Origin of the sequence: Rhizobium leguminosarum, assembly GCF_010668065.1 — a bacterium.
Taxonomy (GTDB): domain Bacteria; phylum Pseudomonadota; class Alphaproteobacteria; order Rhizobiales; family Rhizobiaceae; genus Rhizobium; species Rhizobium leguminosarum_S.
On record NZ_WUEN01000009.1, the window covers coordinates 26,957 to 53,599 of the forward strand.

18 protein-coding genes and 4 pseudogenes are annotated in these 26,643 nt (G+C 61.0%); 4 read left to right on the plus strand and 18 right to left on the minus strand.

The window, feature by feature from the left end:
* Positions 1–38: 38 nt before the first annotated feature.
* Both GR198_RS22850 and GR198_RS22855 read right to left on the minus strand, forming a co-directional pair.
* Positions 39–1,328: a HAMP domain-containing sensor histidine kinase gene (locus tag GR198_RS22850; RefSeq protein WP_164069613.1), complete on the minus strand. Its 1,290-nt coding sequence runs from the start codon at positions 1,326–1,328 to the stop codon at positions 39–41.
* Positions 1,329–1,330: 2 nt separating this feature from the next.
* Entirely contained in the window at positions 1,331–2,017 is a 687-nt protein-coding gene (locus GR198_RS22855; protein ID WP_077976348.1) for a response regulator, read from the minus strand.
* A 207-nt stretch (positions 2,018–2,224) separates the two neighbouring features.
* Between GR198_RS22855 and GR198_RS22860 the strand changes: the two genes are divergently transcribed.
* Together GR198_RS22860 and GR198_RS22865 are read left to right on the plus strand one after the other, a co-directional pair.
* Entirely contained in the window at positions 2,225–3,325 is a 1,101-nt protein-coding gene (locus GR198_RS22860; RefSeq protein ID WP_029873454.1) for an efflux RND transporter periplasmic adaptor subunit, read from the plus strand.
* Positions 3,325–6,474 carry an efflux RND transporter permease subunit gene (locus GR198_RS22865; RefSeq protein WP_164069614.1) on the plus strand — a complete coding sequence of 1,050 codons (3,150 nt, stop codon included), beginning with the start codon at positions 3,325–3,327 and terminating at the stop codon, positions 6,472–6,474. Before GR198_RS22860 ends, GR198_RS22865 begins: the two co-directional genes overlap by 1 nt.
* A 589-nt stretch (positions 6,475–7,063) precedes the next feature.
* On the opposite strand, the gene GR198_RS22870 is transcribed toward GR198_RS22865, so the two are convergent.
* From GR198_RS22870 to GR198_RS22915, 10 genes and pseudogenes are all read right to left on the minus strand, one after another.
* Positions 7,064–8,485 carry a mandelate racemase gene (locus GR198_RS22870; RefSeq protein ID WP_164069615.1) on the minus strand — a complete coding sequence of 474 codons (1,422 nt, stop codon included), beginning with the start codon at positions 8,483–8,485 and terminating at the stop codon, positions 7,064–7,066.
* The gene (locus GR198_RS22875) at positions 8,482–9,498 is read right to left on the minus strand and encodes a hydroxyacid dehydrogenase (protein WP_164069616.1); all 1,017 of its coding nucleotides are present in this window, start codon (positions 9,496–9,498) and stop codon (positions 8,482–8,484) included. The genes GR198_RS22870 and GR198_RS22875 overlap by 4 nt, the downstream gene beginning before the upstream one ends.
* Before the next feature lie 4 nt (positions 9,499–9,502).
* Positions 9,503–10,321, minus strand: coding sequence for a sugar phosphate isomerase/epimerase family protein (locus GR198_RS22880; protein WP_164069617.1), 819 nt, complete (start codon positions 10,319–10,321; stop codon positions 9,503–9,505).
* A 32-nt stretch (positions 10,322–10,353) separates the two neighbouring features.
* Positions 10,354–12,225, minus strand: a complete 1,872-nt coding sequence (locus tag GR198_RS22885) for a GH39 family glycosyl hydrolase (RefSeq protein WP_164069618.1) — start codon at positions 12,223–12,225, stop codon at positions 10,354–10,356.
* A 69-nt stretch (positions 12,226–12,294) separates the two neighbouring features.
* Positions 12,295–13,128 (minus strand): 5-deoxy-glucuronate isomerase, encoded by an 834-nt coding sequence (locus GR198_RS22890; protein ID WP_164049057.1) that lies wholly within the window; start codon positions 13,126–13,128, stop codon positions 12,295–12,297.
* Positions 13,128–14,186, minus strand: coding sequence for an ABC transporter ATP-binding protein (locus tag GR198_RS22895; RefSeq protein ID WP_281412173.1), 1,059 nt, complete (start codon positions 14,184–14,186; stop codon positions 13,128–13,130). Before GR198_RS22895 ends, GR198_RS22890 begins: the two co-directional genes overlap by 1 nt.
* Positions 14,186–15,235, minus strand: coding sequence for an ABC transporter ATP-binding protein (locus GR198_RS22900; protein ID WP_164069620.1), 1,050 nt, complete (start codon positions 15,233–15,235; stop codon positions 14,186–14,188). Before GR198_RS22900 ends, GR198_RS22895 begins: the two co-directional genes overlap by 1 nt.
* A complete protein-coding gene (locus GR198_RS22905) occupies positions 15,225–16,358 on the minus strand; it encodes an ABC transporter permease (protein ID WP_164069621.1) in 1,134 nt (377 codons plus the stop codon). The genes GR198_RS22900 and GR198_RS22905 overlap by 11 nt, the downstream gene beginning before the upstream one ends.
* Positions 16,359–16,370: 12 nt before the next feature.
* Positions 16,371–17,357, minus strand: coding sequence for an ABC transporter permease (locus tag GR198_RS22910; protein WP_018246741.1), 987 nt, complete (start codon positions 17,355–17,357; stop codon positions 16,371–16,373).
* A gap of 102 nt (positions 17,358–17,459) precedes the next feature.
* Positions 17,460–19,377 (minus strand): annotated as a pseudogene (locus GR198_RS22915) (ABC transporter substrate-binding protein).
* A 192-nt stretch (positions 19,378–19,569) separates the two neighbouring features.
* On the opposite strand from GR198_RS22915, the gene GR198_RS22920 reads away from it, so the two are divergent.
* Positions 19,570–20,577 (plus strand): LacI family DNA-binding transcriptional regulator, encoded by a 1,008-nt coding sequence (locus GR198_RS22920; protein ID WP_164069622.1) that lies wholly within the window; start codon positions 19,570–19,572, stop codon positions 20,575–20,577.
* An 87-nt stretch (positions 20,578–20,664) separates the two neighbouring features.
* Positions 20,665–21,999, plus strand: coding sequence for an alpha-L-fucosidase (locus tag GR198_RS22925; RefSeq protein ID WP_409514061.1), 1,335 nt, complete (start codon positions 20,665–20,667; stop codon positions 21,997–21,999).
* Positions 22,000–22,457: 458 nt separating this feature from the next.
* Here the strand turns inward: GR198_RS22925 and GR198_RS22930 are convergent, their stop codons facing one another.
* The 6 genes and pseudogenes from GR198_RS22930 to GR198_RS22950 form a co-directional block, all read right to left on the minus strand.
* On the minus strand, positions 22,458–23,333 hold the full coding sequence (locus tag GR198_RS22930; protein ID WP_204337196.1) for a class I SAM-dependent methyltransferase: 876 nt from the start codon (positions 23,331–23,333) through the stop codon (positions 22,458–22,460).
* 192 nt (positions 23,334–23,525) lie between these two features.
* Positions 23,526–23,773, minus strand: a pseudogene (locus GR198_RS35930) (M24 family metallopeptidase); the annotation flags it as partial.
* Positions 23,761–23,975: pseudogene (locus GR198_RS22940) on the minus strand (IS481 family transposase); the annotation flags it as partial. The pseudogenes GR198_RS22940 and GR198_RS35930, both read right to left, overlap by 13 nt.
* Positions 23,976–24,035: 60 nt before the next feature.
* Positions 24,036–24,328 (minus strand): annotated as a pseudogene (locus GR198_RS36270) (aminopeptidase P family protein); the annotation flags it as partial.
* A gap of 39 nt (positions 24,329–24,367) precedes the next feature.
* A complete protein-coding gene (locus GR198_RS22945) occupies positions 24,368–25,108 on the minus strand; it encodes a hypothetical protein (RefSeq protein ID WP_204337197.1) in 741 nt (246 codons plus the stop codon).
* 294 nt (positions 25,109–25,402) lie between these two features.
* Complete coding sequence (locus GR198_RS22950) at positions 25,403–26,545, minus strand: M24 family metallopeptidase (RefSeq protein ID WP_164069626.1); 1,143 nt, start codon at positions 26,543–26,545, stop codon at positions 25,403–25,405.
* Positions 26,546–26,643: the final 98 nt, after the last annotated feature.

Sequence of the window (26,643 nt, forward strand, 5' to 3'; positions counted from 1 at the left end):
AGACACTGTAAAGTTAGGTAAAATCGCAGGGAGTCGGATCAGGCTTGGTCGTCAGCCGAACCATAGGACGTCGGTTTTCTGGGAAGCTCCAGGGTGATTGCCAGACCTCCGGCATCCGGCAACGACGCATGCACACGCCCGCCATGGCGCTCGATGGCCTGCCTGGTGATCGCAAGACCCAGGCCATATCCGCCTCTCGGCACAGCCTCGTTCCCGCGTGAGAACGGCTGGAAGATCCGTTCAAGTTCGTCCCGCCTGACACCTGGTCCCTGATCCGTCACGCAGATTTTGAGCCGCTCGGCCGTCGCCTCGCAGGACACGGATATGCGCGAATGCTCGGCCGTATATTTGACGGCGTTGCGGACGACGTTTTCGAGCGCCCTGTAGATCAGTTCGCCTTCGACTTCTGCGCGGAAGACGCCCTCGACACTGGTCGTGATCGAGACCTCCCGCGCCTGCGCTTCGAATGCCGCATCGCCGAGAATTTCGTTCAGCAGTTCGATGACATCGAGAGTGTGCGTTTTCAGCGGCCGGCTCGATCCCGCAGTCAACCTGGCAAGCGTCAGAACTTCGCCGACCAGCGCATCAAGCCGTTCGACCTCCCGGTCCATGCGGTCCAGCATGGCGCCGAGTTTGGCCGGGCTCTGCCGGAGGACGCCGACAGCGGCCTGCAGGCGGGACAAGGGCGAACGCAACTCGTGGGAGACATCATGGAACAACCGCTGCTGCGCATCCTGAAGCTCTTGAAGCCGGGCGGCGCTGGAATCGAAGTCATGTGCAAGCGCGGTAACCTCGTCCTTTCGGCCGGCCATCTTGTCACCGATGCGGAAGTCGAAGCGGCCATGGGCGAGCGCGCTCAAGCCATCACGCAGATGCACGACGGGACGAATGAGGTACCGGGCGAGTGCACCTGCCGATATCGTGCTTGAAATCAGGATCGCGAGCCACGGTATGAAGGGACCAATGTTGTCGAAGGTGAACGTCGCCTGGACCGGCAGGGAAATCTGATAGCAAACCCCGTCCTTCTGGACGGATCTTGTATCGACGGTCTTTGGAACCGTACAGGCATCGGCTTTCGCAGTTTTGGAGATCGTCAGACCAGACGGTAGCGTCTCTTCGCTTGTGCGCACGAAATGCGTGGCGGCATCTTCGCCATCTCTGGCGAGCACGTTTGCGGTGAGGTTCAGGGCGATCGCTCGCCGCTCTTCCTCCAGTTCGCGCGCAAAAGGAACCCCCTGGAGAAAATTGACGAGCAGGAATATCACGCCGACTGTCGCCGCCATCGTCAGCCAGATCGTCGTGAAGAATTTCCAGAAAAGCCGGGGCATGGTCAGTCCACGAGAAGTTGATAGCCCTGGCCGCGAACGGACTGGATCCAGGATTGTCCGTCCTCCCTCAGTCCGAGCTTCTGACGAACGCTGCTGATATGGACGTCGATACGGCGATCGAACGGGGTCAGCGGCTTGCCGAAGGCCCGCTTCGAAATGTCCTGCTTCGACACGAGCTGGCCGGCGCTGCGGGCGAGGACCTCGAGCAGGCTGAATTCCGTGCCGGTCAGTTCCAAGCTTTCGCCGCGCCATTCGGCGATCCTGCTGCCCGGATGAATCACGAGTTTTCCCGCCCTTATCGTGTCGGTCGAAGTACCGGCCGCCGGCTGACCTGCCCGGCGGAGGATGGCGCGCAGTCTCGCCGCAAGTTCCCCCGGCGAGCATGGCTTCGGCACATAGTCGTCGGCGCCCAGATTGAGACCCGATATCCTGTCGACGTCATCACCCCTTGCGGTCAGCATCAGCACAGGAACCTGGCTGAGCTTCCTGATCCTCTGCAGAACCTCGATCCCGTTCATCCGAGGCATCATGATGTCGAGCACGATGATATCGACAGTATTGCCGGCAGCCGCGGCAATGGCCGCGCGCCCGTCCGTATCGGTGACGACGTCATATCCTTCTTCGACCAGATATTCCTGCAGAAGCGTCGTCAGCTCGGCATCGTCGTCGATGAGGAGAACCTTGTTCATTCACTTCGTCCGTCATTGATCCGGGTAAGCCATACAGCACAAACACAGTCGCGCGACCGGGTTTTACCTAACTTAACACTAACTTGACCGCACTTAACGTTCGTCCCGCTACTTATCCTGCCATGACATGACACGCGCTGAAACCGGATTGCCGCGACATGAGCCGCAATCCTTCATCGAGTTGGCGCGGATCGGGAAAAGGCATCGATGCCTTTGACCACAAGGAGTGTATCGTTGAGAAAACCGTCCAGACCAATCGCCGCCGCTTTCGTTGCGGCTGCGCTTCTCTTGCCTCTGCGCAACGCCTTGGCGGAACAGGCCGCTGCAACCGCTCTCACCGTCTCTATGATGACACCGGCGCAGCGGAATTGGCCTGAGACCGTTCCCGCAAGCGGATGGCTTAAACCATGGCAGGAAGCGGTCATCGCCTCGGAAACGAGCGGTCTGCGCATTACCGATGTTCTGGTCGATGTCGGCTCCGTGGTCACGAAGGGGCAGACGCTCGTCCGGCTTTCCCAGGAGAGTGTGCTGGCCGACCTCCGCAAGCAGGAGGCGGCTATCGAGACCGCCAAGGCAAATCTTTCGAAGGCCAAGGCCAACGCCGACCGCGCACGGCAGCTCCGCCCCTCGGGCGCCCTTTCCGACGAGAAGATCGTCGAATATCTGGCCGACGAGCAGACGGCAACGGCCAGCCTTGCATCCGAGCAGGCGGCGCTCGACAGCGAAAAGATCAAGCTTGCGCAGACGACGATCACGGCCGTCGACGACGGCATCATAACGTCGCGTTCCTCCGACCTCGGCGCTGTCGTCTCTGCGGGCACCGAGCTGTTCCGCATGGTCCGCCAGCAGCGGATCGAATGGCAGGCCGAAGTTTCGGCGCGCTACCTTTCACGCATTTCGGAAGGTTTGAACGTCAAGATCAACGGCCCGGACGACCACGACATCGAAGGCAAGGTGAGACTTGTCGGGCCGTCGGTCAGCACCGATACCAGCCGGGCCATCGTCTATGTCGCGCTTCCGGCTGACGTCCGCCCGCGCAGCGGCCTTTATGTGACCGGCAATATCGAACTGCAGACGTCCCCGGCGCTCACCGTTCCCGAAACGGCGATCGTCTTTCGGGACGGGATCAGCTACGTCTTCACCGCCGGCGAGGGCCAGCGGGTGCAAAGGGTCCGGGTGGAAACGGGCCGCCGCAACAATGGCGAGGTGGAAGTCGTCTCCGGCATCGATCGTTCGTCGAAGGTTGTGACCTCGGGCGGTGCGTTCCTGTCGGACAATGACCTCGTGAAGATTGCGGAGAAAAACTGATGAACTTCTCAGCATGGTCGATCCGCAACCCCGTACCGGCAATATTGCTGTTCGTGATGCTTGCCGTCGGCGGGCTCTGGGCCTTCAAGCAGCTTGCGGTCCAGAACTTTCCCGATATGGATCTCCCGACCATCACCGTCACAGCGACGCTCGACGGTGCGGCGCCGACCCAGCTCGAAACCGAGGTTGCCCGCACCATCGAGGATAGTTTCGCGGCGCTGAGCTATCTCGACCATATCACCACAACCATCACCGACGGCACCGTCTCGATCAAAGTCTCCTTCAAGCTGGAAAAAGACAGCGAAGCAGCCCTGAACGAAGTCCGCAATGCGGTCGACGGCGTCAAGGGCGATCTGCCGGCGCAGATGGAGACTCCCACTGTCACCAAGGTCACGGTGCAGAGTTCGGCGCTGGTCACCTATGCCATCCGCTCGACTGCTCTCAACGAGACCGAACTTTCCTGGTTTGTCGACAACGACCTGACCAAGGCGCTGCTATCGGTGCCCGGCGTCGGGCAAGTCAACCGCATAGGCGGGATCGACCGCGAGGTTCATGTGGACCTCGATCCCGCAACGATGGCGTCGCTTGGCGTTACCGCGACAACCGTCTCGTCACAGCTGAAGGCGGTACAGGCCGATACATCAGGCGGGCTTGGCGAAATCGGCGGCACCCGTCAGACCTTGCGCACGCTCGGCGCCCTGCCGTCGGTCGAAGCCTTGAAGGCGCTCCGAATCCCGCTGGCCAACGGCCAACAGGTTCGCCTCGACGACGTCGCATCCGTCACCGACAGTTTCGCCGAGCGGTCCTCGATGGCTTATCTCGACGGCAAACCGGTGATTGCGGTCGAGATCAACCGCTCGAACGGATTTTCGGACAGTGGTGTCGCTGATAAAGTCGACAAGGCGATCAAGCAGTTCGCCTCCAAGCAATCCAACGTGCAGATCGAAGACGCCTACAGCACGATCGGGCCGATCATCGAAAATTACAACGGTTCGATGCACATGCTGTACGAGGGCGCGATCCTGGCGATCGTCGTCGTCTGGCTCTTCCTTCGCGACTGGCGTGCGACGATCCTGTCGGCCGTGGCGCTGCCCTTGTCCGTCATACCGACCTTCCTTGTCATGTACCTCTGCGGCTTCAGCCTGAACATGATCACGCTGCTGGCGCTGTCGCTCGTGGTCGGCATCCTCGTCGACGACGCCATCGTCGAGGTCGAAAACATCGCCCGCCATCTGCAGATGGGCAAGCGGCCGATCGACGCCGCTCTCGAGGCCGCCGACGAGATCGGGCTTGCCGTCATCGCAACCACCTTCACGCTGGTCGCCGTCTTCCTCCCGACTGCTTTCATGAGCGGCATTCCGGGACTTCTGTTCCGCCAGTTCGGGATCACCGCCGCCGTCGCCGTCCTCGTCTCGCTCGTCGTCGCACGTCTGCTGACGCCGATGATGGCCGCCTATTTCATGAAGGCCCATCCGGTGGAGCAAAAGGACGGCCGCATCATGCGCGCCTATATGGCGATCGTGAAAGCCGCCATGAACCGCAGGAAGACCACGGTCGCCGTCACCGCCATCGTCGTGGCGCTCTCGCTTTCCACCATCCCCTTTTTGAAATCGGGCTTCCTGCCCGCTTCCGACGACGCGCGAGCCCAGATCACGCTCACCCTGCAGCCGGGCGCCACCATCGAGCAGACGGACGCCGCCACCAGGAAAGCCGCCGAAATCGTCGGCAAGCTCACCGACGTGACGCGTGTCTTTTCCTCGGTCGGTTCAGTATCTTCGGGCGGCGGCCCCGACAGCGGCACGACGAGCGATGTCGGATCCGCCACGATCGTCGCCGTATTGTCCCCCATCGGCGAGCGCGATCGCAAGCAGTCGGAAATCGAAAACGACATTCGCCAAGCGCTCTCCGTACTCCCCGGCATGCGTGTGGAGGTCGGCAGCGGTGGGAATGGCACGAAGCTCGATATTACGCTGGCGAGCGACGATGCGAACGTCCTCGACAGCGCAAGCACGGCGCTTGAGGAGCAACTGCGCACGCTGCAAGGCATCGGAGCGGTGACATCGACCGCATCCAGACAGGCGCCCGAGATCCAGATCACGCCCGACTTCGCACGCGCAGCAGCGCTCGGAGTGACGTCGAGTTCCGTCGCCGAGGCCGTACGCGTGGCAACCGACGGAGAATATTCCGCCGATCTGCCGAAGCTCAACCTGCCTCAGCGGCAGGTTCCGATCGTCGTGCGCTTCAGCCCGGAGGCCCGCACCAGTCTGGACGACATCAAGAATATGCGGGTGGCGGGAACGAACGGCAATGTCGACCTCGGATCGATCGCCGATATCCGGATCGGCGGCAGCCCGTCGGAGATCGACCGCATCGATCGCATGCGCAATATCACCCTTTCCGTCGAACTCAACGGCCGCATCCTCGGCGACGTCAACCGCGAAGCGCAGGCTCTGCCGGCGCTCCAGCACCTGCCGTCGGGCGTGACTCTCGTCGAACAGGGCGAACTTCAGCGCAGTTCGGAGCTGTTCCAGAGCTTCGGCCTCGCCATGGCGATCGGCGTGTTCTGCATCTATGCGGTTCTCGTGCTGCTCTTCCACGACTTCCTGCAGCCGCTCACCCTTCTGATGGCTCTACCGCTCTCGCTCGGCGGCGCGCTCGTTCCGCTGGTGGTGACCGGAACCAGCTTCTCGATGGCCGCCGTCATCGGGCTGCTCATGCTGATGGGTGTGGTGACGAAGAATTCCATCCTTCTCATCGAATATGCGATCATGTCGCGCCGCCAGGGCATGTCGCGGTTCGATGCCCTCGTGGACGCCTGCCACAAGCGCGCCCGGCCGATCGTCATGACCACCATTGCCATGGCAGCCGGCATGCTTCCCGTTGCTCTCAGCCTGACGGGTGGCGATTCGAGCTTCCGGCAGCCGATGGCGATCGTGGTGATAGGCGGCGTGATGATGTCGACGCTGCTCAGCCTCATCGTCATCCCCGTCATCTTCACCTTCGTTGACGACCTGGACGAGGGGCTCAAGCGCCTCGTGCGCCGGCGCGGGCCAACCCAGGAAGCCGGCGAGGAACCGCATGCCTCGAACGATCACGCAGCCATCGTCTTCAAGCCCGAGCTTTCGAAGCGAGGGCAAGGGCAGAGATGACCATCTGCGCCATTGGCCAGATGGCTCCGTACCCGATACGGGCCGCACCGGCGGCTTTCATGGCAACCTCTTCGGTCGAATTCCCTGCCCCGGAACGAGACCGCGGGACGTGTTCCCCCGCAGGCGGCCTTGCGCCGCCTGCGCGTCCTGCATCTTCTCTGCCAACAGCGTACCTCGCCCGCGTCGCAGAAAGACCTTTACCAAACTTTACACTTCCTTAACCGCGCTTAACATCCACACAGCTATTAGAGTTCGACCTCAGTTCAATCCGGAGTGTTGTGTGTCCAAGGCACATCGAAATATTCTGCATTGCCGCTTCACGGAGCGGAAAGTCATATTTGCCGAGATTTGGCGGTGGTTGCTGAAGCTTGATTCAAAGAATTATATCTCAATTGCTGCTTGCTTAAGTCCCGGGATCCAATCAGGCCGCGCAGAAAACGTTCGAATAGAGCGTCATGCTCTACTGGAAGACATTTCAATTGGAGGAACGGGGTGATTGATGCTCCGGGTGATCGGGGCATGTTTGCCGGACAGATCGAACAGTTCAACAGGGCAGCACGCCCTATCTCATGCTGAACATTGCCTGATGTCATGACATTGGCGTCATGGCTTCAAAATCGGGCAAGGCGCCGCTCGCGTAGCCGACCGCCCCGAGCGAAGCGATGGCGATCCGGCCGTGGCGGATCGACAGCAGCGGTCCGTCGCCACCCTGCTCGTAGAGATCGGGATGGGCCGCGGCAAAGCGCGCCTTCTCCGCCTGCGGCGCACCCTGCATGCCGGCCACATAGTGATGGCCGTTGCGCTCGACATGGGAGAGGCCGAGCAGCGAGACCAGCGCCAGATCCTGCTGCACGGCAAGCCCCGCCTGGCAGGTCAGATCCTCGCCCGAGAGGAACAGTCCCGGCACGCTTCCGGTTCTGATGCGGATCGCCTTCATGAGCGAACGGTAGATGCCCTTGCAGGTTTTCGAGGAGATGCCGGTATATCCCAGCCGCCTGGCGCCGGCGAAGGCGGCGTCGCCGTCGTCGCTCTCATCGATCAGGAAGGGCAATTGCGCCGCCAGATCCCCCAGCGGCGTTTCCATGGTGATCGCGCGCGCGAACGGCTGTTCGACAAAGGCAATGGCCGCGCGCAAGCGGGCGAGCCGGGGTGTCGCCTCGATTTGCGCCAGCAAGGCGGCGAGCTGGTCGGCGGCGCCAAACTGTTCGTTGCCGTCGACCGTCACCCGGTAATCGGGCAGGCGGTCCAGCACGGCGGCGATCCGCGTCAGGCGGTCGATATCGGCATCGATCGTGCCCGAAAGCTTGATCTTGAACCAGCGGTTGCCATAGCGGGCAATCACCGCCTCGAGGCTCTCCGGCAGGCCGTCACCGACGGGATGGACGATATCTCCCTCGCTGATCGGATCGACAAGCCCGATCGTATGGCGGGCCGAGATCGCGCCAGCAGGGCGAAGGCCGGCGAGCACCGCCAACGCTGCATCCGCGTCGATATCGTCGGGCAGCATGGGGCCGCCGATGCCGACGAGATTGCCCCGCACCGCCCCGAAGAAGGAAATGCCGGCAAGGCGGCAATAGGCATCGAGCGCGGCGCGGGCGATGAGCGACGGACCAAAACCGGCGGCCAACGGATTTCCAGGCAGGCGCCGCACGGTTTCCATCTCGTTCAGACGGGCGGCGGCAAACAATGTCGTCAGCGCCGACGGTTCGAGCGAAGCGGCCGCAGCAGTGCGGATCGAGGTGCGCAACTGATCGACATTCTGCGCCGGCGTGAGCGCCGGGTTCTTGTCGAACCATTTCGGCACCATCATCTCGGCGGCGGCGCCGATGGCGGTTCGCCCCTCTTCATCCTCGATACGGACCCTGAGAAAGGCTTGCGGCGCCTTTTCGAGAGTTGCCGCGCCAAAGCGGAACGGCAGGCGCAGATTGATATCGCGCTCGAAGGCGTCGATCTCGATGATTTTGATGCGCGGCGCCGTCACGGAACCTCCAATGCTTCTGTCCATGGTCATGCCATGCGGTCGAGCATGGCGCGGGACACTTCGTGATGAAGCGGTTCGCGGCGAAGCAGCCGGCCGATCTCGTCCACCATGGCCTGGCCTTGGGCGAGATGCGCCTCTTCGGTGTGACCGGCGGCATGCGGCGAAATGGTGACATTGGCCAGTTCAGGGTCGCGAAAGGGACTGTCCTGAGGCAGCGGCTCGTTGTCGAAGACATCCAGAGCCGCTTCGATACGGCCGGAGCGGATCTCGGCAAGCAGCGCCGCCTCGTCGACCAGTTCCGCGCGCGCCGTGTTGATGAACAGCGTGCCGGGGCGCAATAGCGCCAGTTCGCGGGCACCGATCATGCGGCGCGTTTCGGGCAGGACAGGCGCATGCAGAGAGACCACATCTGCCTGGGCCAGCATATCGTTCAGCCCGGCTCTGAAAACGCCGAGTGCTGCAGCCTCGCTATCGTGGAGAAAGGGATCGACAACCAGTACGCGGCAGCCGAAGGGAACGAGCAGGCGCATGACCGCCCGGCCCACATATCCGGCGCCGACGATGCCAACCGTTCTGGCGCCCAGCAATTTTTGCGGCACGGCTGCGCGGACCTCGAGCCATTCGCCGCCGTTGCGCAATTGATGATGCAGCCGATGAATGCCGCGCATCGCCAAAAGCGCTTCGGCGACCACGAACTCCGCAACCGAGGCGGCAATTTTTGAGGCGGCATGGGTGACGCGAATGCCATCGTCGAACAGACGGGCGGGAACGAGTGTGCGGACGCTGCCTGCTGAATGAGCGACAAGGGCGAGTTGCGGATGGCGCTGGCGCGCGGCGGGATCGAAGGGCGGCGTGCCCCATCCGGTGAGACATGCCGTGGCGTCTTGCAGCAGGTGGTCGACATCGGTGGCGTCGATTGTGGCGCCGGTCGGCCAACGCACCTCGCCAAGAGCGTTCAACTGGGCAATCGCCGCGTCGTCCAGCATCTTCCGGCGGGTTTTTTCGGTCAGCAATACGGCGATAACGGGAGCCTGTTCGTTCATGGTTCTACTCTTTCGCTACGGCGACCAGGCGCCTGAGATGGGCAAGATCGGCGCGGACCTTGTCGAGCGCCTGCTCTCGAGAGACGCGGTATTGGGATTGCATCGAGAGCACGCCGGTAAAACCGGTGGCCACCAGATGCGGGACTATTTCGTTCCAGGGCACCATGCCTTCATCGAGCCCGTGCCAGTCCGAATGCCATGTACGCTGGCCATGAGCTCCGTAAGCGCCGGGGAACCAACCACTGTTCTTGACGCCCATGCAGCAGAACCACGGTTCGAGAATATCGAGGGTCAACCGCCAGTCCTCGCTCCCCTCGCGAATGATCTGATTGGCCGGATCGGGATAAGCGCCGATCCTGACCGGATCGCGCCCGGCCAGCAATCGCACCGCCAGCGCGCCCGAGCTGTGCAGGGTCCCGCCGTGAAGCTGGATGGTGAGCTTGATGCCGAAGCGTTCAGCCAGGCGCTCGAAGCCGTCGAGATCGCGCCGCGCCTCATCAAGCTGGACCTGCCAGCGCCACGACGAGTCATAGTGCCAGAAGCCCAGCCGGACCTGCCCGATGCCAGCCTCGCCGCAACAACCGAGAAGCCGGGATGTGGCATCGTCGGGCCGGGTGGAATCGATGGTCGCCATTGGGGTGAGCAGACCGGCCGCGGCAAAGAGCTTTACCGCATTGACGATTTCCTCCGGCCTGTCAGGGGAAACGGCATGGCCATCGCGAATGAGAAGATCGGCGCAGTCGAACCCCAAACCGGCCGTGATATCGGCCGCCTTATCGAGCGGCAGACCTTCCAGGGTCTTGGTGAAATAGGCGATATCCATGGATCAGATCCCAGACGGAAAGGCGCTGTTCATCAGCGGGAGACACAAAGCTCGCTGCGGCGACCGAATGCATCGCGGGCGCACACCGCATAGCGCGCGCCCTGTGGCGGCGACATGTGCAGGAATGCCGTCGAGATCAGCGGCGCCGGACTGACCTTTTCAAAAGTCCCGCCGTCCGTGCTGACCAGGACATCGTAGAAGATGGCCGGCCCGGCATCGCCGGCAGCCCAAAACAGCATGCGCTCCTCCCGACCGCCAAGACCGAGGTAGCGTTCGACGACAAGGCCGGCAGGTGCCGCCGGGGGCGCGCCGATATCGGGAACGACAAGCACCTGCGTGAGCGACGGCAATGGCACGTCCAAGTCGACGCTGATCCGGCCTTCGTCGCACTCGACGACGCTGATCGGATGCAGCAAAGCGGGCTCCTGCGCGCGGCGCATTTCGGCAAACTGCGCCTCGGTCGGTGCGGGCGGTGCGGGCGGTGCGCCGACCGGCTCGAAGAGCCCACGCGGGTTGCTTTCGTCGCGCTGGGCTTCCCAGACCTCCATCGGATTGGTGAATTCCTCGTCGATGCGCAGCAGGCAAAACGCGTGGCGGCCGGGAACCAAACCGCTCACCTCGAGACGGACTGCGGTCCGGCCCGAACGGTTGATGGCATCGACGCTATGGATGAGGCTGATGGAAACACCGCCACCCGGCAGCCGCGTCGGCAGGATCGCCAGGCCATCCTGGTCTGGCGCAAGCGGCGGTTCGGCCGTCACCTTGCAAATGGTATCGCCGAGCGTTGCCAGCAGTTCCATCGATGTGAGGCCAGGCTTCTTGATGATGTCGAAGGGCGGCGCCCTGTCGACGTCCGTGACCAGCATGTCCAGATTGGTCTTGTGCTCCCACTGCGCCTTGGTGAAATTGCGCGAACCGAAATAGGCAAAGATCGTGCGCTGGCTCCAGCCGCCGATAAAGGCGTGGTCATTGCTGAGGAAGGTGAAATTCGCCGCTTTCGGGGCGATGATGCGCCGGTCGTGCTGTTCGATGATGCGGGCGATGATACCGGCGTAATAGGCTTTGCCGTGCCAGCTATGATGATCGCTCCAGCCAAGCTGCGGATCGCATTCATCGTTGACGATGGGCAAGCCCGCCAGGCGCGGGTGATGCTCCTTCAGATAGTCGACGACGAGCAAAGTGCGGTCGACGATACCGTTGGTTTTCGGGGTCAGGTCTTCCTTGCTGCCGTTGACGCCCTTTTCGTGGATCGAGATGTAATCGATGCGCGGCGGGCCGTCATCGGTCAGGCAGCTCGTGCCGCTGTCGCAATGGGCCATCAGGGCGCGAAAGATCGGCGAGAGCGTGCGGGCGGTTCCGGGTCCGCCCATCGGCAAGGTGGGATCGATGGCATCGAGCCCCGCGACGCAGGCGTCGTAGTAGTTGGTGTAACCCTTGATCCCGTAGGTCCACCAGCCGGAGTCGGCCTCGTTCGTCGTTTCGAAATACCATGTGCGCAATTCGTCCATGCCGTAACGCGCGCCATAACGATCGACCGTCACTGTTACGAGATCCCGCCATCGCTTGACCTGATCCATGTCCTCATAGTCGGTGAACAGGCCCGACGGGTTGCCCATCAGCTCGAAGAACGGCTTCAGGCGGTGTTCGATCATCACGTCGAGCGCGCGGTCGAGCAGGGACCAGTCATAACCGGCCCCGCCCTTCGCGCTCAGCAGATTGTAGAGATAATGCACCCGCAGGAACTTGATGCCCTCATTCGGCAGGCCGCCGATATAGGCAAGCATCTGGCGCATCTCGGGCTCGAGCAGCAGCTCGGCCGGCGAAAAGCCGGTGCCGCGCCAGAACCGGTTGAACGGGCGTACCGCTTCACTGGCATCAACGTTTATTCGCGTACGTTCACGCATGGGTCGTCTCTCCTTGGGCGGAAGTTTGGCAGTGCGCCGCACTACTGGCGCACGAAACCAGGAGCCGGATTATTTGAACTTGTCGCGCATCGCATCGATGCCGGGGATGGTTTTGGTCAGATGCTGATGGGCGGGATCGAAGCGCTGGATCAGCCCCCGGCGGTGCTTGCCGACAAGAATGGTGAAGATATAGCCCCGGTGCCCCGGCGAGGTGACCGTCGGGTGGTAACCCCGGTCGACCAGGACAGTGTCGCCGTTGCGGGTCATGAGGATCTTGACCGGACCGTCTTCGTCATAGGTGATCTGGCTGCCGAAACCGGTCTCGGGCTGGAAGCGGTAGTGATACAGTTCTTCGTGCCGGGTCTCGACATCGCCGTCTTCCGTATCGTGTTTGTGGGGGGGATAGCCGGACCAGCAGCCCTCACCGGCATAGAGTTCGCTCACCAGCAGGTTGCCGCAGCGTCCGTTCTGCCGTTGGCCGAGCAGATGGACGATCCGCCGCTGGCTATGCGTGTCCGACGAACCGACATTGACCGCATCGACCGCATCCGGCGTGATGCGAAACGGGGCGTAGCGCGTGTCGCAGAGGCCGCCGGCGATGGCGACTTCCGCCGCCGCGCCACGAGCCGATATCCGGACATTGGCGCCGACGGGCGCGTAAACCGAGTCCGCATCGCCTCCCCAGATATCGGCTCGCCGGCCCACCGCTTCGAACATGATGTCATCCACCTCGATATCCACCTGACCCGACAGCACGACGTAGAGGCTTTCGTGCGCGGGCAGCCGCCGGATGTCCTGCTCGTTGGAGGCGAGCGTGACGAGATCGAAGTAGATGAGATCGAGCGTCTTGGAGGAGGTATCCACAATGGGACGCTGCTCGGAGCGTGGAATGAATTCTGGCATCAATTGAACTCCGGAACGATACGGTCGGCAAAGGGATTAAGCGTCAGGGATTCGGCGTAGTGACAGGCCACTGCGTGCCCATCGGCGGTGACGGTGCGTAAGACCGGCACTTCCTGCTTGCAAAGCTCGGTGGCGTAGCGGCAACGCGGATGAAATGCGCAGCCGGGCGGCGGATGGGCGGGATCGGCAACCTCGCCCGCCAGCCGGATGCGCTGGCCGTGGCGGCGCATCCGCGGATCGGCGATCGGCACCGCCGAGAGCAGCGCTTCCGTGTAGGGATGGAGCGGGCGCGAAAAGATCTGCTCCGTCGGCGCCTTTTCGACGACCCGGCCGACATACATGACGGCGATATTGTCCGAGATGTGCCGGACGACCGAGAGGTCGTGAGCGACGAAGAGATAGGTCAGGCCGAACTGTTCCTGCAGATCCTGCAGCAGGTTGATGGTTTGTGCCTGCACGCTGACATCGAGCGCCGAAACGGCCTCATCGGCGATCACCAGACGCGGATTGGAGGCCAGCGCCCGGGCGATGCCGATGCGCTGGCGCTCGCCGCCGGAAAACGCATGGGGATAGCGGTGCATGTATTCGGGCCGCAGCCCGACGCTCTGCATGAGGTCAGCGACCCGGTGCTCGAGCTCCCGGCCCTTGGCGATGCCGTTGACACCAAGCACCTCGCCGATGATGTCGATGACGGGAAGGCGCGGATTGAGCGAGGATTGCGGGTCCTGAAACACAATGCGCAGGTCGCGATGGATTTCGTCGAGGGCAGAACCCGACAACGCTGCGAGATCGACCGTGCCGCCGCTGCGATTGCGATAACGGATTTCGCCGCTTGTCGGCTGATAGATGCGCAGCACCGTGCGGGCGAGCGTGGACTTGCCGCAGCCGGATTCCCCGACGATGCCCAGTGTTTCGCCATCCTCGACACGAAGCGAAACGCCGTCGACTGCCTTGACGTGTCCGACCACACGCCGGAATGCGCCCTTGCGAATGGGGAAATGCATCCTGAGATCGTTCAGTTCGAGCAGCGGGTTTGGTTGGGTCATGGGATCGGCCATCATTGTCTTCCTTCGTAAAGCAGACAGCTGGCGACATGCCCGTCGCCGATGGTGACCGGCTGCGGATCCTTTTGGTCGCACAGGCCCGCCCTTGCCTCTTTGCATCGGGGATGAAAGCTGCAGCCTGGGGGCCGGTTGAACCGCGAGGGCACCATGCCGTCGATGATCGCCAGCCGTTCGGTGGGTTGCCCATGCATGCGCGGCACCGATTGCAGCAGCGCCTTGGTGTAGGGATGAACAGGTGCGTGGAAGATCGTGTCGACATCGCCTGCCTCCACGACCCGGCCGACATACATGACGACGACCTCGTCGGCGATTTCGGCCACCACACCGAGATCATGGGTCACGAACAGCACCGAGAGCCCGAATTCAACCTGCAGCGAGGCGAGCAGATCGAGGATATTGGCCTGGGTGGTCACATCGAGCGCCGTCGTCGGCTCGTCGGCGATCAGCAGCTTGGGGCGGCAGGCGAGCGCCAAGGCGATGCAGACGCGCTGGCGCATGCCGCCGGAAAACTGGAAGGCATAGTTTTCCATACGCTCGGCCGGCCGCGGGATGCCGACCAGAGCCAAAGTCTCGATGGCATGTTCGCGCGCCTCCTTCTTTCCCATCTTCAGATGCAGGCGGATCACTTCCACCATCTGGTTGCCGATCGTATGGACGGGGGAAAGTGCCGCCATCGGCTCCTGGCTGATCAGGCCGATCTGGGCACCGCGGATCGCCCGCATGTCGTGGCCGCGTGGATCGAGCGCCGCCAGGTCGACGAAGGGTGCTGCAGGATCCGGCCGGTAGCGGATTGCACCCGAGACGATCCGCCCTCCCCGCGGAACCTGGTTGAGGATCGAGCGGCCGGTGATGCTCTTGCCCGAACCGGATTCGCCGACGACGCAGACCGTCTTGCCGCGCGGGACGGAAAAGGAGACGCCGTCGACCGCCTTGATGGTGCCCGCACCGCTGAAGAAATGGGTCCTGAGATCAACGACCTCGATCAGCGGGTCGCGATCCCCGTGCCGGCCGCCGGCTGCGGCAAAATTGGGATCAGTATTCATAGGGATCTGCAGCATCGCGTAATCCATCACCGAGGAAATTGAGGGCGAGCACGGTGACGATCACCGCGAGACCGGGAAGAAACAGCCAGGGCGCGCTCGAGACGGCGAGAATGTTCTGCGCCTCCTGAAGCAGCACGCCCCAACTCACGACCGGCGGGCGCAGGCCGATGCCGAGGAAGGAGAGCGCGGTTTCTGCGAGGATCATCGTCGGGATGGCGAGCGTCACCGAGGCGATGATGTGGCTCATGAAGGACGGAACCATGTGCCGCCAGATGATGCGCATCTGCGAACAGCCGTCGAGACGGGCGGCGATGACGAAGTCTTCCGTCTTGAGCGACAGGAAGCGGCCGCGCACCACCCGCGCCAGATCGGTCCAGCCGATCAGCGACAGAATGATGGTGATCCAGAGATAGACCAGGAGCGGATCGGCGCTGATCGGAACGGCAGCCGCAAGGCCCATCCACAGCGGGATGGTCGGGATAGAGTTGATGAGCTCGATGGAGCGCTGGATCACGTCGTCCACCCAGCCGCCGTAGAGCCCCGAAATACCGCCCAGGATGATGCCGAGGATGAGGCTGATTGCCACCCCGATCAGTCCGACGGACATCGAAACGCGCGTGCCGTGGACCGTCCGGCTGAAGACGTCGCGACCGAGGCGATCGGCGCCGAACAGGTAGAAGGGTTCGCCCATCTCGATCGGGCCGATCAGGTGGCGGTCGAAATTAAACAGCCCCCAGAGCCGGTAGGGTTCGCCCTTGACGAAGAAGCCGAGGGGGATAACGACGGCCGGATCGGGCACGTAATTGCGGCTGAGCGCGATCGGGTCAACCTTCATCGAATAACCGTTGACGTAGAACGGATGAAACTGCCCGGCCGCGTCGTAGCCGGCGAACTTGATCTGCTGTGGCGGCGCATAGGTGTAGCGGGAATCGTAGGTCTGCGATGAAACCGGGGCGAGAACCTCGGCAAACAGGGCGACCAGGTAGATCAAAAAGATGACGACGCCTGCCGCCAGCGCCAACCGATGGCGACGGAAGCGCCGCCAGATGAGCTTCCACTGCCCGGCGACCGCGTCGGAATTCTGGATCAGTTCAGGCTGTAGCGCGATGGCTTGATCGGTCATTGGTGTCGTCCTTCAGCCGTTGCGAATGCGTGGATCGAGCCAGGCGAGCAGCAGGTCCGAAATCAGCGTGCCGATCAGCGTCAGCATGCTCATCAGCAGGATGAACGTGCCGGCCAGATACATGTCCTGGGCAAAGAGGGCGTTGAGCAGCAGTGGCCCGGTGATCGGCAGGCTGAGAACGATGGAGACCACCACCGAGCCGGAGACGAGGTGCGGCAGCACCCAACCGACAGTCGAGACGAACGGGTTGAGCGCCACCCGCACCGGATATTTCAACAGCAACCGGATTTCGCTCAAGCCCCGGGCGCGGGCCATGTCGACATAGGGTTTGTTGAGCTCGTCGAGCAGGTTGGCGCGCATGATCCGGATCAGCGCTGCGGTGGCACCCGTGCCGAGCACGACGACCGGGATCCACATATGCGAAATGAGATCGCCGAGCTTGGCCCAGCTCCAGACTGCATTGATATAGGCGGGCGAAAACAGCCCGCCCGTACTTTGGCCGAAATACTGTGCCGAAACATACATCAGCACCAGCGCCAGCAGGAAGTTCGGGATGGCAAGGCCGAGAAAACCGAAGAAGGTGGCGAAGTAATCTCCCACCGAATATTGCCGCACGGCCGAATAGATGCCGATCGGAAAGGCCACCGCCCAGACGAAGAGCAGCGTGGTGACCGAGACCACCATCGTCAGGCCCATGCGGGCCCAGATCAGCTCGCTGACCGGCTTGTTCCAATCGAGGGACTGGCCGAAATCGCCGCGCAGCAGGATGCCGCTGATCCATTTCCAGTATTGAACCGCCCAAGGCTGATCGAGGCCATAACGTTCACGCAGGCCGGCGATGACGCCGGGATCGATCGTTTCGTTCTGGGAGGCCAGACGCGCCGTCATCGCGGTCAGGAAGTCGCCGGGCGGCAGTTGGATGATGATGAAGGTCACGACGGAGATCGCGAACATCATCGGGATCATGTAAAGTAGACGTCTGATGATGAAGCCGGCCATGGTCAAGCTCCTTCAATCGGCGATCGCCGATCGGATGATTGGGACTGGGCTGGTGTCGATGGGGTGGCGCCCGCAGACGCCATCCCTGTCGGTCGCGTTCCGTTATTGCTGGTAGTAGAAGGTCTCGGGCTTTGCCGGTCCCGGCGTCATGTAAAACGATGTGCTGGGAATGACCTTAGGGACATTGCGCATATTGGTCTTGACGATGCCGACGCGGTCCGGCTCCAGGTTGGTGCCGATGACGTAGAATTCGTCACGGGTGATCGCCAGCAGCTCCTTCATCTCGGCCAACTGCTTTTCGAGCGTCGGCGCTTCCTGCACCTGCCGGTAGAGATCCATCTGCTTCTTGGCAGCAGGGCTCGGTTCTTGCGCGTTCGGATCCTTGGGGTTCTGGTAATAGAGGCCCCAGGCCGTCGCGAAGCTCGACTCATATTCGTGCGGGAAATACCATTTGGGATCGAGCAGACCGAGGAAGTCGTAGCCACCGCCGCCAACCCATCCAAGGCCGTCATTCTCATTGTTCTGCAGGCGGGAGAAGATCAGCGAACGTTCGGCCGGGCGGGGCTGCATGTCGATGCCGACGGCCCGCCAGTAGCGCTGGATCATCTCGAGGGCGTCCACCTGGATCGGGCTTCCGGTCAAGGCGTCGATCGCGAAAGTGATCCGCTTGCCGTCCTGACCGAGGCGATAGCCTTCGGCGTCATGTTTGGTAAGGCCGGCCTTATCGAGATACTGATTGGCAAGATCGACATTATATTCCAGATACTGCGTCGCCATCTTCTCGTCGTAGAGCGCAGTGCCTTCACGCGGCGCTGCCTGATAAGGCTTGGCCTGTCCGGCATAGATCAGCTGGTTGAGCTCTTCGCGGTTGATGGCGTAGCTGAGGCCGATGCGGAAATCCTTGTTGGAAAAGACGGCGCGCAAGGCCGGATTCTTGTGGGTCTGGTTGAGGGTGATCAGCAGGGCGTTCGACCACGCCGGCCGGGCGATGAACAGGCCGTAGCCGCCTTTCTCCTGGTTCTGCACGATCACCGTACGGGCGTCCGTCGAAGCGGTTCTGCATGTCGATTTCGCCGCTGATCGCCTTCAGGATGATGGCCTGGGTATCCTGCATCACATCGATGGTGATGCGATCGAAGTAAGGCAGCTGGTTTCCTGCGGTATCCACCTTGGCATAGTATGGATTGCGTTCTCCAACGACCTGGGTGGTGCCGTTATAGGGCGCGGTCAACACCCAGGCATCGAGCGTTGGACGACCGAGGTCGCGCCAGCGGCCGGGAAAGCCGATCTTGTTGTTGAAGAGCTGGACCCAGTCGGTTGCACCGGCCGCCTTCACCAGGGCGTCGACGCCGTCGGGATTGAAATCCTTGTGGAATTGCTTGAGGTAGTGCGCCGGTGCGGCGGCCAGAATATCGGAGCCGCGCACGGTCGCCATATTCATCAGGAACAGGCCGTTCGGCGCGGCAAATTTGAAGACGACCTTGTCGTCGGCGAGCTTTTCGACCTTGACGGTCTCCCCGCCCGCGGTCAGCCAGTCTGGTGCGGCAGGCGTGATCTTGGTGTTGCGCAGCACGTTCTCGTTCCACCACACAAGATCGTCCGCGGTAAAGGGCTCGCCATCCGACCAGCGCGTGCCTTCCCGCAAGGTGAACGTATATTCGGTGGCATTGGCATTGACCTCGACGCTCTTGGCGATATCGGGGATCACCTCGGTCCATTCCGGATTCCAGCGAACCAGTCTCGTGTAGCCGATCGAACGTTCGATCTCGCTGTCGCCACCGCCAAAGGTGGCCGTGCGCCAGGTCCCGCCATAGGTACCGACGGATTCAAGCGGAGTGAGCACCAGCGGCTCCTTGGGCAGCCGCTTTTCGATGGGCGGCAGCTTGCCGGCGTCGACCAGCGCCTTCAGTTCCGGCGACTCCTCAAAGCCGAATGCGACACCGGCCCAGCCGGCACCCATGAGGATCGCCGCGGCAACGGTCGAGATAACTTGCCGTCTTAAGATTCTGACGTGTTGCATTCCTTCCTCCCAATATTTGCTCTAGGTTATCGCTAACGTATTCTCCTCTTTCTCCGACGTTATCGTTACCGTCAAATCTTGTCAAAAAGATTCTCATGGCCTCATGCTTGGCTTGATCAGCCTTGGCTTTCCTGAAAATCATGCTAGTTATCGTTATCGTAACTTTCCGCCCCTTCTGACGAGACAATCCAGTTGAGCAGCACCAAAGAGCCAGAATCCAAAGTAACCATCGCCGACGTCGCACGCGCCGCAGGGGTGTCGCCGATGACGGTATCGCGCGTGCTCAACGATCGGGGCGGAGCCAGTGCGGAGACCAGTCAACGGATTATTTTAGCGGCGAGCGAACTCAATTACCGGCCCAATCCCTTTGCGCGCGGATTGCGGTCCGATCGATCGAAGGCCATCGGCCTTCTCGTTCCCGACATCACCAATCCGTTCTTTCCCGAAGTCATCAGGGGAGCCGAGGATGCCGCGAGCGCTGCCGGCTACAACCTGCTTCTGTCCAATGTCGTCGAGAACAGCAAGCGGGAGGAAGAACTCATCGAAACGCTGCTGCGGCATCGGGTCGACGGGATCATCGTCTGCAGCCCGCGGCTGCCCGACGCAGCCCTGCACAAGGCGCTTGCGCCCCACCGCGCCGTGGTGCTTATCAACCGCGAGGCGCCCAACGAGGTCGCCGGGACGATCGTCACCGACTACGAGACGGGAGCGTCGCGTGCCATCGACCATCTGGTCGAGCGCGGGCGCCGCAGGATAGCGATCATTGCCGGGCCGCGCAGTTCGTTTGGCGGCAAGAGCCGGCTTGTCGGCTTTCGCAAGACTCTGGCCGCCCACGGGCTCAAGGCGCAAGGCATCGTTTATTGCGATCCGACCGCGGCAGGCGGGCAAACGGCGGCCGCGCAATTGCTGGCGGAGACGCCCGGCATCGATGCCCTTGTCTGCTACAACGACCTTAACGCAATCGGCGCCATGAAAGCCTGCCGGGCCGCCGGCGTTTCGATCCCCGGGCAAATCGCCCTGATCGGTTTCGACGATATTCCGACTGCCGAACTACTGTCCCCGGCGCTCACCACCTTGCGGGTGCAAAAACGCGAAATGGGGGAGGAAGCCGTGCGTCTGCTGCTCAGCCGCATCGCCACCAGAAATCGCCAGCACGGCATCGTCATCGTGCCCGAACTCATTATCCGCGAAACAACCTGAACTCCCCGGAGCATGATGCCGAAAAATGTGAGCGGTTTTCGGACAACATCATGCTCCAATTCTTAAAGTTTGGAACAGGAGGAATATCTGATGGATGCCGACAATCTGCAGTCACTTGCCCTGCCTGAGGAGAAAAAGGCCTGGTTCGTTCACGACCGGTTCGGCATGTTCGTACACTGGGGGCTTTACGCGTTGCCGGCACGCCATGAATGGGTCAAGAGCCGCGAAGAGCTGAACGACGCCGACTACCAGAAATATTTCGATCATTTCGATCCCGATCTCTACGACCCCCGCGAATGGGCCAGACGCGCGAAAGCTGCGGGCATGAAATATGTGGTGTTGACGACCAAGCACCATGAAGGCTTCTGCCTCTGGGATACCAAGGCGACCGACTTCAAGGTGACCAACACACCTTATGGGCGGGATCTGCTGGGTCCATTCGTCGACGCCTTCCGTGCGGAGGGCCTGAGGATCGGGTTCTACTATTCACTGATCGACTGGCATCATCCGGACTTCACGGTCGATCCACGCCATCCGCAGCGCAATCATCCCGATGCGCTGAAAATCAATGAAGGCCGGGACATGCAGCGTTATGCCGCCTTCATGCGCGAGCAGGTCCGCGAGTTGCTGACTGACTTCGGCCAGATCGACATCATGTGGTTCGATTTCAGCTATCCGCAATGGAAGCTCGGAGCACTGGTCGGAAAGGGCCATCAGGATTGGGAAAGCGAGAAACTCGTGCGCCTGGTACGCGAACTCGCCCCCGACATCATCATCAACAACCGGCTCGATCTCGCCGGCTTGCAGCCCGACATCGTCACGCCGGAGCAATATATGCCGCGCGCCCGGCCGCTCCGCGATGGCAGGCGCGTCGTCTGGGAAGCGTGCCACACGCTCAGCGGTTCCTGGGGCTATCACCGCGACGAGGATACCTGGAAAAGCACGGAACAACTGGTGCAGATGCTGGTCGGCACCGTTGCCATGGGCGGCAATCTGCTGATGAATGTCGGGCCGACGGCGCGCGGCACGCTCGACCACCGCGCAATTGCTGCCCTCGCCGCCTATGAGGAGTGGATGGCGCTGCACGAACGCAGCATCGTCGGCTGCATCCAGTCCGACTTCACCGCGCCGGCCGACTGCCGCCTGACCCAGAATGGCGACCGCCTCTATATCCACCTCTTCAACTGGCCCTATCGCCATCTGCATTTCGATGCGCTGGCGGGGAAAGTCGAATATGCGCAATTCCTGCATGATGGCAGCGAGGTCAGCTGGTTGCGCCCGTCCGCCAATACCTTGTGGGCGAACACCCAGTTCCCCGTCGGTGATGATCAAATGACATTCGTCCTGCCGGTGCGCCGACCTCAGATCGTCGTCCCGGTCATCGAAGTCAAGCTCAAGGCGGGGAGTGCGCCCGGTATTTAGGGCACGTAAGGTGGGTCGTTCCGCTGCTAAGCGATTATACCTGCCTTGAACCGATAGAGGCCCTTCATCGATGCCGCGCTGGCGAATTTCCAGACAGCATCCGACCGGAAGCGCTGCCGGCACGCAAGATCGAGATGCCGCTGCATCACGACGCGAAAGTGAGGAATTAGCCCGACTTTTGAGAACGTGATTAAGCGGCGAGATTGATGTGCTGCCAAGCTGCTTGTTTTCCCGGGCCTCGACTTCGCCCTTGCCATCGCTGCCGGCAATTAGAATTCTCCGGAGCGGTGGAGGGCACCTGCTGCACTGTTGTACGAGGTGTTTCTGCCCAGCCTGACCGCCAACTGAAAACCGGCGCTGTCTGAGCGGGCGGGACACGGCGCCCGCTCGGGCGTTTCATAGGAGTTGGAAATTCCAAGTCCGATTCCGCTTTCGATAGACGTGCCTGGATGGATAACTCAGGGGCCTTCGTAGAGTCTTCCGTAAATTTCCTGGCCGTAATGAGGACCTGTTTCGCCGGGACTACGAGTACGCAAATAGATGGCGCGGTATTCCCTGTCCCAGTCGGTTCGCGATATTATCGCATCTTCGATGCCTCGCGCTACCATCGATGGTATCGCACCCTGAAGAACAAAAGATAAATAGTAATTCAAATACTTCTTTCTGCACAAGTAAGCCTTTATATCAGTCACCATAAATACGGCCAAATCCGGATTTACGGTATAAATATATTTATATATAGCTGGAAGCACTTGAGAGTAATTCAAATTGGTATAATCGTCAAAAACCGCAATGCCTCCAGCGGACAAAAGTTCGTTGCATAGTTTCATTTCATGAAATGTTGTTCTGTAAGCATGGCTGGAATCGACATGAATAAACCGACAATTCTTCCGGAGCTGCCTATATTCCGGGTAGTGCGAGCGAAATTCCTCCGACCTGCAGAGAACAAATTCCATGGCTGGATTTATTGCTCGTATTTTTTCCACCTCGAGGTAGTCGGCAATATCAACGAGAACGAACTTTTCTGATGGCCTGACCCGTGGCGCTATGATTGCGGCGGAGCGGCCTTTGTAGGTCCCAAATTCAACGACGTTTCCTGAGATTTCGGGGTTTGTTGTCTGAAGCGATAGCAAACTGTCCATTGCGGCCATTGAAAATGGGGAGAGCATGCCGTCAATTTGATCTGCAACAACCCGCGAGGATAGGAACTGCTCCGCATCGGACTGAAGTGCCGCTCCATCCCACGCACAGAGGTTCTCACGGCTGGGGCTTCTACGGCTTCTGATTGCCTCAATTAGGGGCTTTGGCAGCACTGTTTTGGCCGCCGTTATCATGCGTTGCTTCGTAGACACCCAGATGCTCCAAATCTTCAATGATAACTTGTACGGAAGTCGACTTAACTCAGTTTAACGAGAGTGGCAAAAGAGTTTACGAACGAGGCGACGCTTTTCGCTGCAAGTTCTGAAAAGTGCGCCGCAGGTCTCCTGCACCATTGTCAGCCAATCAGCGGGTGACTTGGCGCCTGCTCAGGAGAGCGGCTCGGCCGGTCCCGCCGCCGGATTAGTGAACCAGCACGGCCCTCTGTGGTCATACAGATATGGTTCTCCAGCCGAATTCCGAACGTTTTGGGAAAGACGATCATCGGTTCGTTGAAAAAACACATGCCGGCGGCAAGGGCGTGTCGTTGCCGCGAACAATGTAAGGCTCTTCATGGATTTCGAACCCGCGGCCGTGACCGGTGCTGCGGCAATCCCGACAGGCGATAACGCCCTCCTCCTCGACGGAGAGCACCGTTGATCTCGGCTCTTTCGGGCCGGTCGGAAGGTCCGCAACCGAGGACCGCTTCGCCACGTGGCGACGGTCTTCTGATTGATCCCGTAACGCTTCGAAAGTGCCCTCAGGCTCTCTTGACTATGTTGTATCGCTCGACGGACTGCCTCTGTCGTCGTGGCGCTCCCATGAAGAACCTGGCCCATAGCGCATCCTTTGATTCGGAAGACAAGGATGCTCCATCAAAGCCTGGGATCAAACATCTAGCGATGCTGCCGATCGATGAAATCGACTACCTCGGATGAGGTGATGCCTGGCTTTAAGATCCCATGCTCCTGCCTGCCCACGTCGAGCATCAGGTTATCACATATTGGATGAGTGCGATCTCCGCGATGCGACGCAGGCCGTGGATCAGCCGCCCGCCGTCGGCGAGCTTGGCGGCGCCATCGCCGCGGCCAAGGCCTAGTGGAAAAACAGCGGCAAACCATCGTCGAGTGCGAGCCTGCCGTCTCGGCCGACAAAGCCGGGAGATGAGCGCAACACTGCTCTCCTCCTTTTCCTAGGCCAGGATTTCCCCCGCCAGGATGCCGACAGTGGCTTACGGATTGGCTTCGGTGGTTTCCACGAAGAGCTGGTTGAGCTGTTTCATCTCGAGCGCATGGGCGCGCTTTCTGAGGGCGGCTGCCTGTTTGAGCGTTGCAAGATTGTCTGTTGTCTCGATGAGGTGAGCATCGGCGACGAGCACCTCCGCTTCAATCCTTCCCTGCTCTCTCAATTGCCAGACATCCCTGACGCGAAATTGAACCATTATCACGCCGAAAAGTGCCACGAGCGCGGAAGCGGTCATTGGCAGCCAATTGGGGACAACCGGGCCATAGGCGGAAAACAACGATGAGAGACCACTCAAAACGATGATCGCCAATGTGAGAAAATTCCAGAGATATTGATTGACCTTGGAGGAGCGCGCATAGCCGTTTCGATGTATTCGAAGGTCACGCAAAGCCTGCCTTTTGATCTCGGCTGCGTCCGATGGAAGCATGCTTTCGGCCGTCTCTTGCTCGATCTCCCGCCTTGCCGCCAAAATCACGTTGATGACGGCGATAGTGATCCCGAAGGTAATCATGAACCAGGCGATGTAGTGCAAAGGGACGTCATCGAGAATGACGTTTGACAAAAACGCAGGTTGAAAAAACTCAATTAAAGCGCCAATCGATATCAAGAATATAGACAGGGCAACCACTGCTATCGAAAGCATCGCCGCTATATTTCTATATCTGCCATTCAGTGTCATTTTCTTCAGTTGAGCGTGGTCATCCCCCTCCCTTCTGAACAAATCCATCATCCTATCCTCGAGACTATAGGGTTAACCATAGTCAACCTTTTACCACGCGAGAAAGCAAGTAACGTTTGTGAAGTAATACTTAAAGGATCGAATTTCCGGCACCCCTCGCCAATGTGCGGGCCGGGGCAGCCTCCGCCTCTTCAATCCGGTCGCTTCAGGCTATGCTGATCGCCAGCGGCCGGCCTGCTCAGCGTCGCCAGTCTTGATCGCGGCGATGATCTCCTCATGCTCGTCCAGCTTGACAGCCACTTGAAAACCGGCGCTGCCTGAGCGGCACGAGGTGAGGCCTGCTCAGGAGAATGGCTCGGTCGGCCCCGCCGCCGGATTGGTCAGCCAGCATGGTCCCTCGGCGGTCATGTAGATATGGTCTTCCAGCCGGATCCCGAATTTCCCGGGGAAGACGATCATCGGTTCGTTGGAAAAACACATGCCGGCGGCAAGCGGCGCGTCGTTGCCGCGAACGATGTAAGGTTCCTCGTGGATCTCGAGCCCGAGGCCATGACCGGCGCGATGCGGCAAACCTGGCAGGCGATAGTCGGGGCCGAGGGAGTGTTTGGCAAGCACCTTGCGGGCCGCATCGTCGAGGCTCGAGCAGGCGGCGCCGATCCGGGCTGCGTCGAAGATGGCCTGTTGCGCCTCGCGCTCGATCCACCAAGCCCGTTCGAACGCGCTGTTGCCGCCCTCCAGCATATAGGTCCTGGTGATATCGGAATGATAACCGTCGATCCGACAACCGGTATCGATGAGAATGACGTCGTCGCGACCAAGGACCTGATCACCGTCGGCGCCATGCGGAAGCGAGGTCGCCGCGCCGAAGGAGACGATGCAGAATGTCGAGCCGGCATCGGCGCCGGCCTGGCGATGCTGCCGGTCGATGAAATCGACCACCTCAGATGATTTGATGCCCGGCTTCAAAAGCCCATGCACTTGCCTGTGGACGTCAAGCGTCAGGTCCATCGCATACTGAATGAGGGCAATCTCCGCGGCCGATTTGATGCAACGCAGGTCGCGGATCAGCCGCCCTCCATCAGCAAGCCTCGCCGCGCCCATCTCGGCTGCCAATGCATGATAGAAGAAAAGCGGCAACCCATCGTCGAGGGCAAGTCTGCCGCCCTGGGCAACAAGGCGGGCGATGAGAGCGGCGCTGCTCTCCTCCTCTTCCCAGACCAGGATTTCCCCCGGTAGATGCGGCAGCGTTTCGACACGGCTGCGCTCGAACCCTGGAACGATGTAGGAAATGGTCGCGGGCGTGACGAGCGCGCCGAGGAACCTCTCGCTCGGATGCCAGACCAGCCCCGTGAAGTAATGCAGGCTTTCGGTCGGCCCTAGAAGCAGGCCGGCCAGCCCTTCTGCTTCGATCACTTGCCGAAGCCTGGCGAGGCGGTTCTGCCGTTCATCCTCAGTTATGCGGGGTACCCTATGCTGCCACGACATGTTGTTTTCCTGCTTTTCCTGCGCTTCCAGATCGATGAAGCCCTCGCCTTGCAGCCAGGATCTTGAACCGACACTAATGCCGCTGTAGGCAATATGTC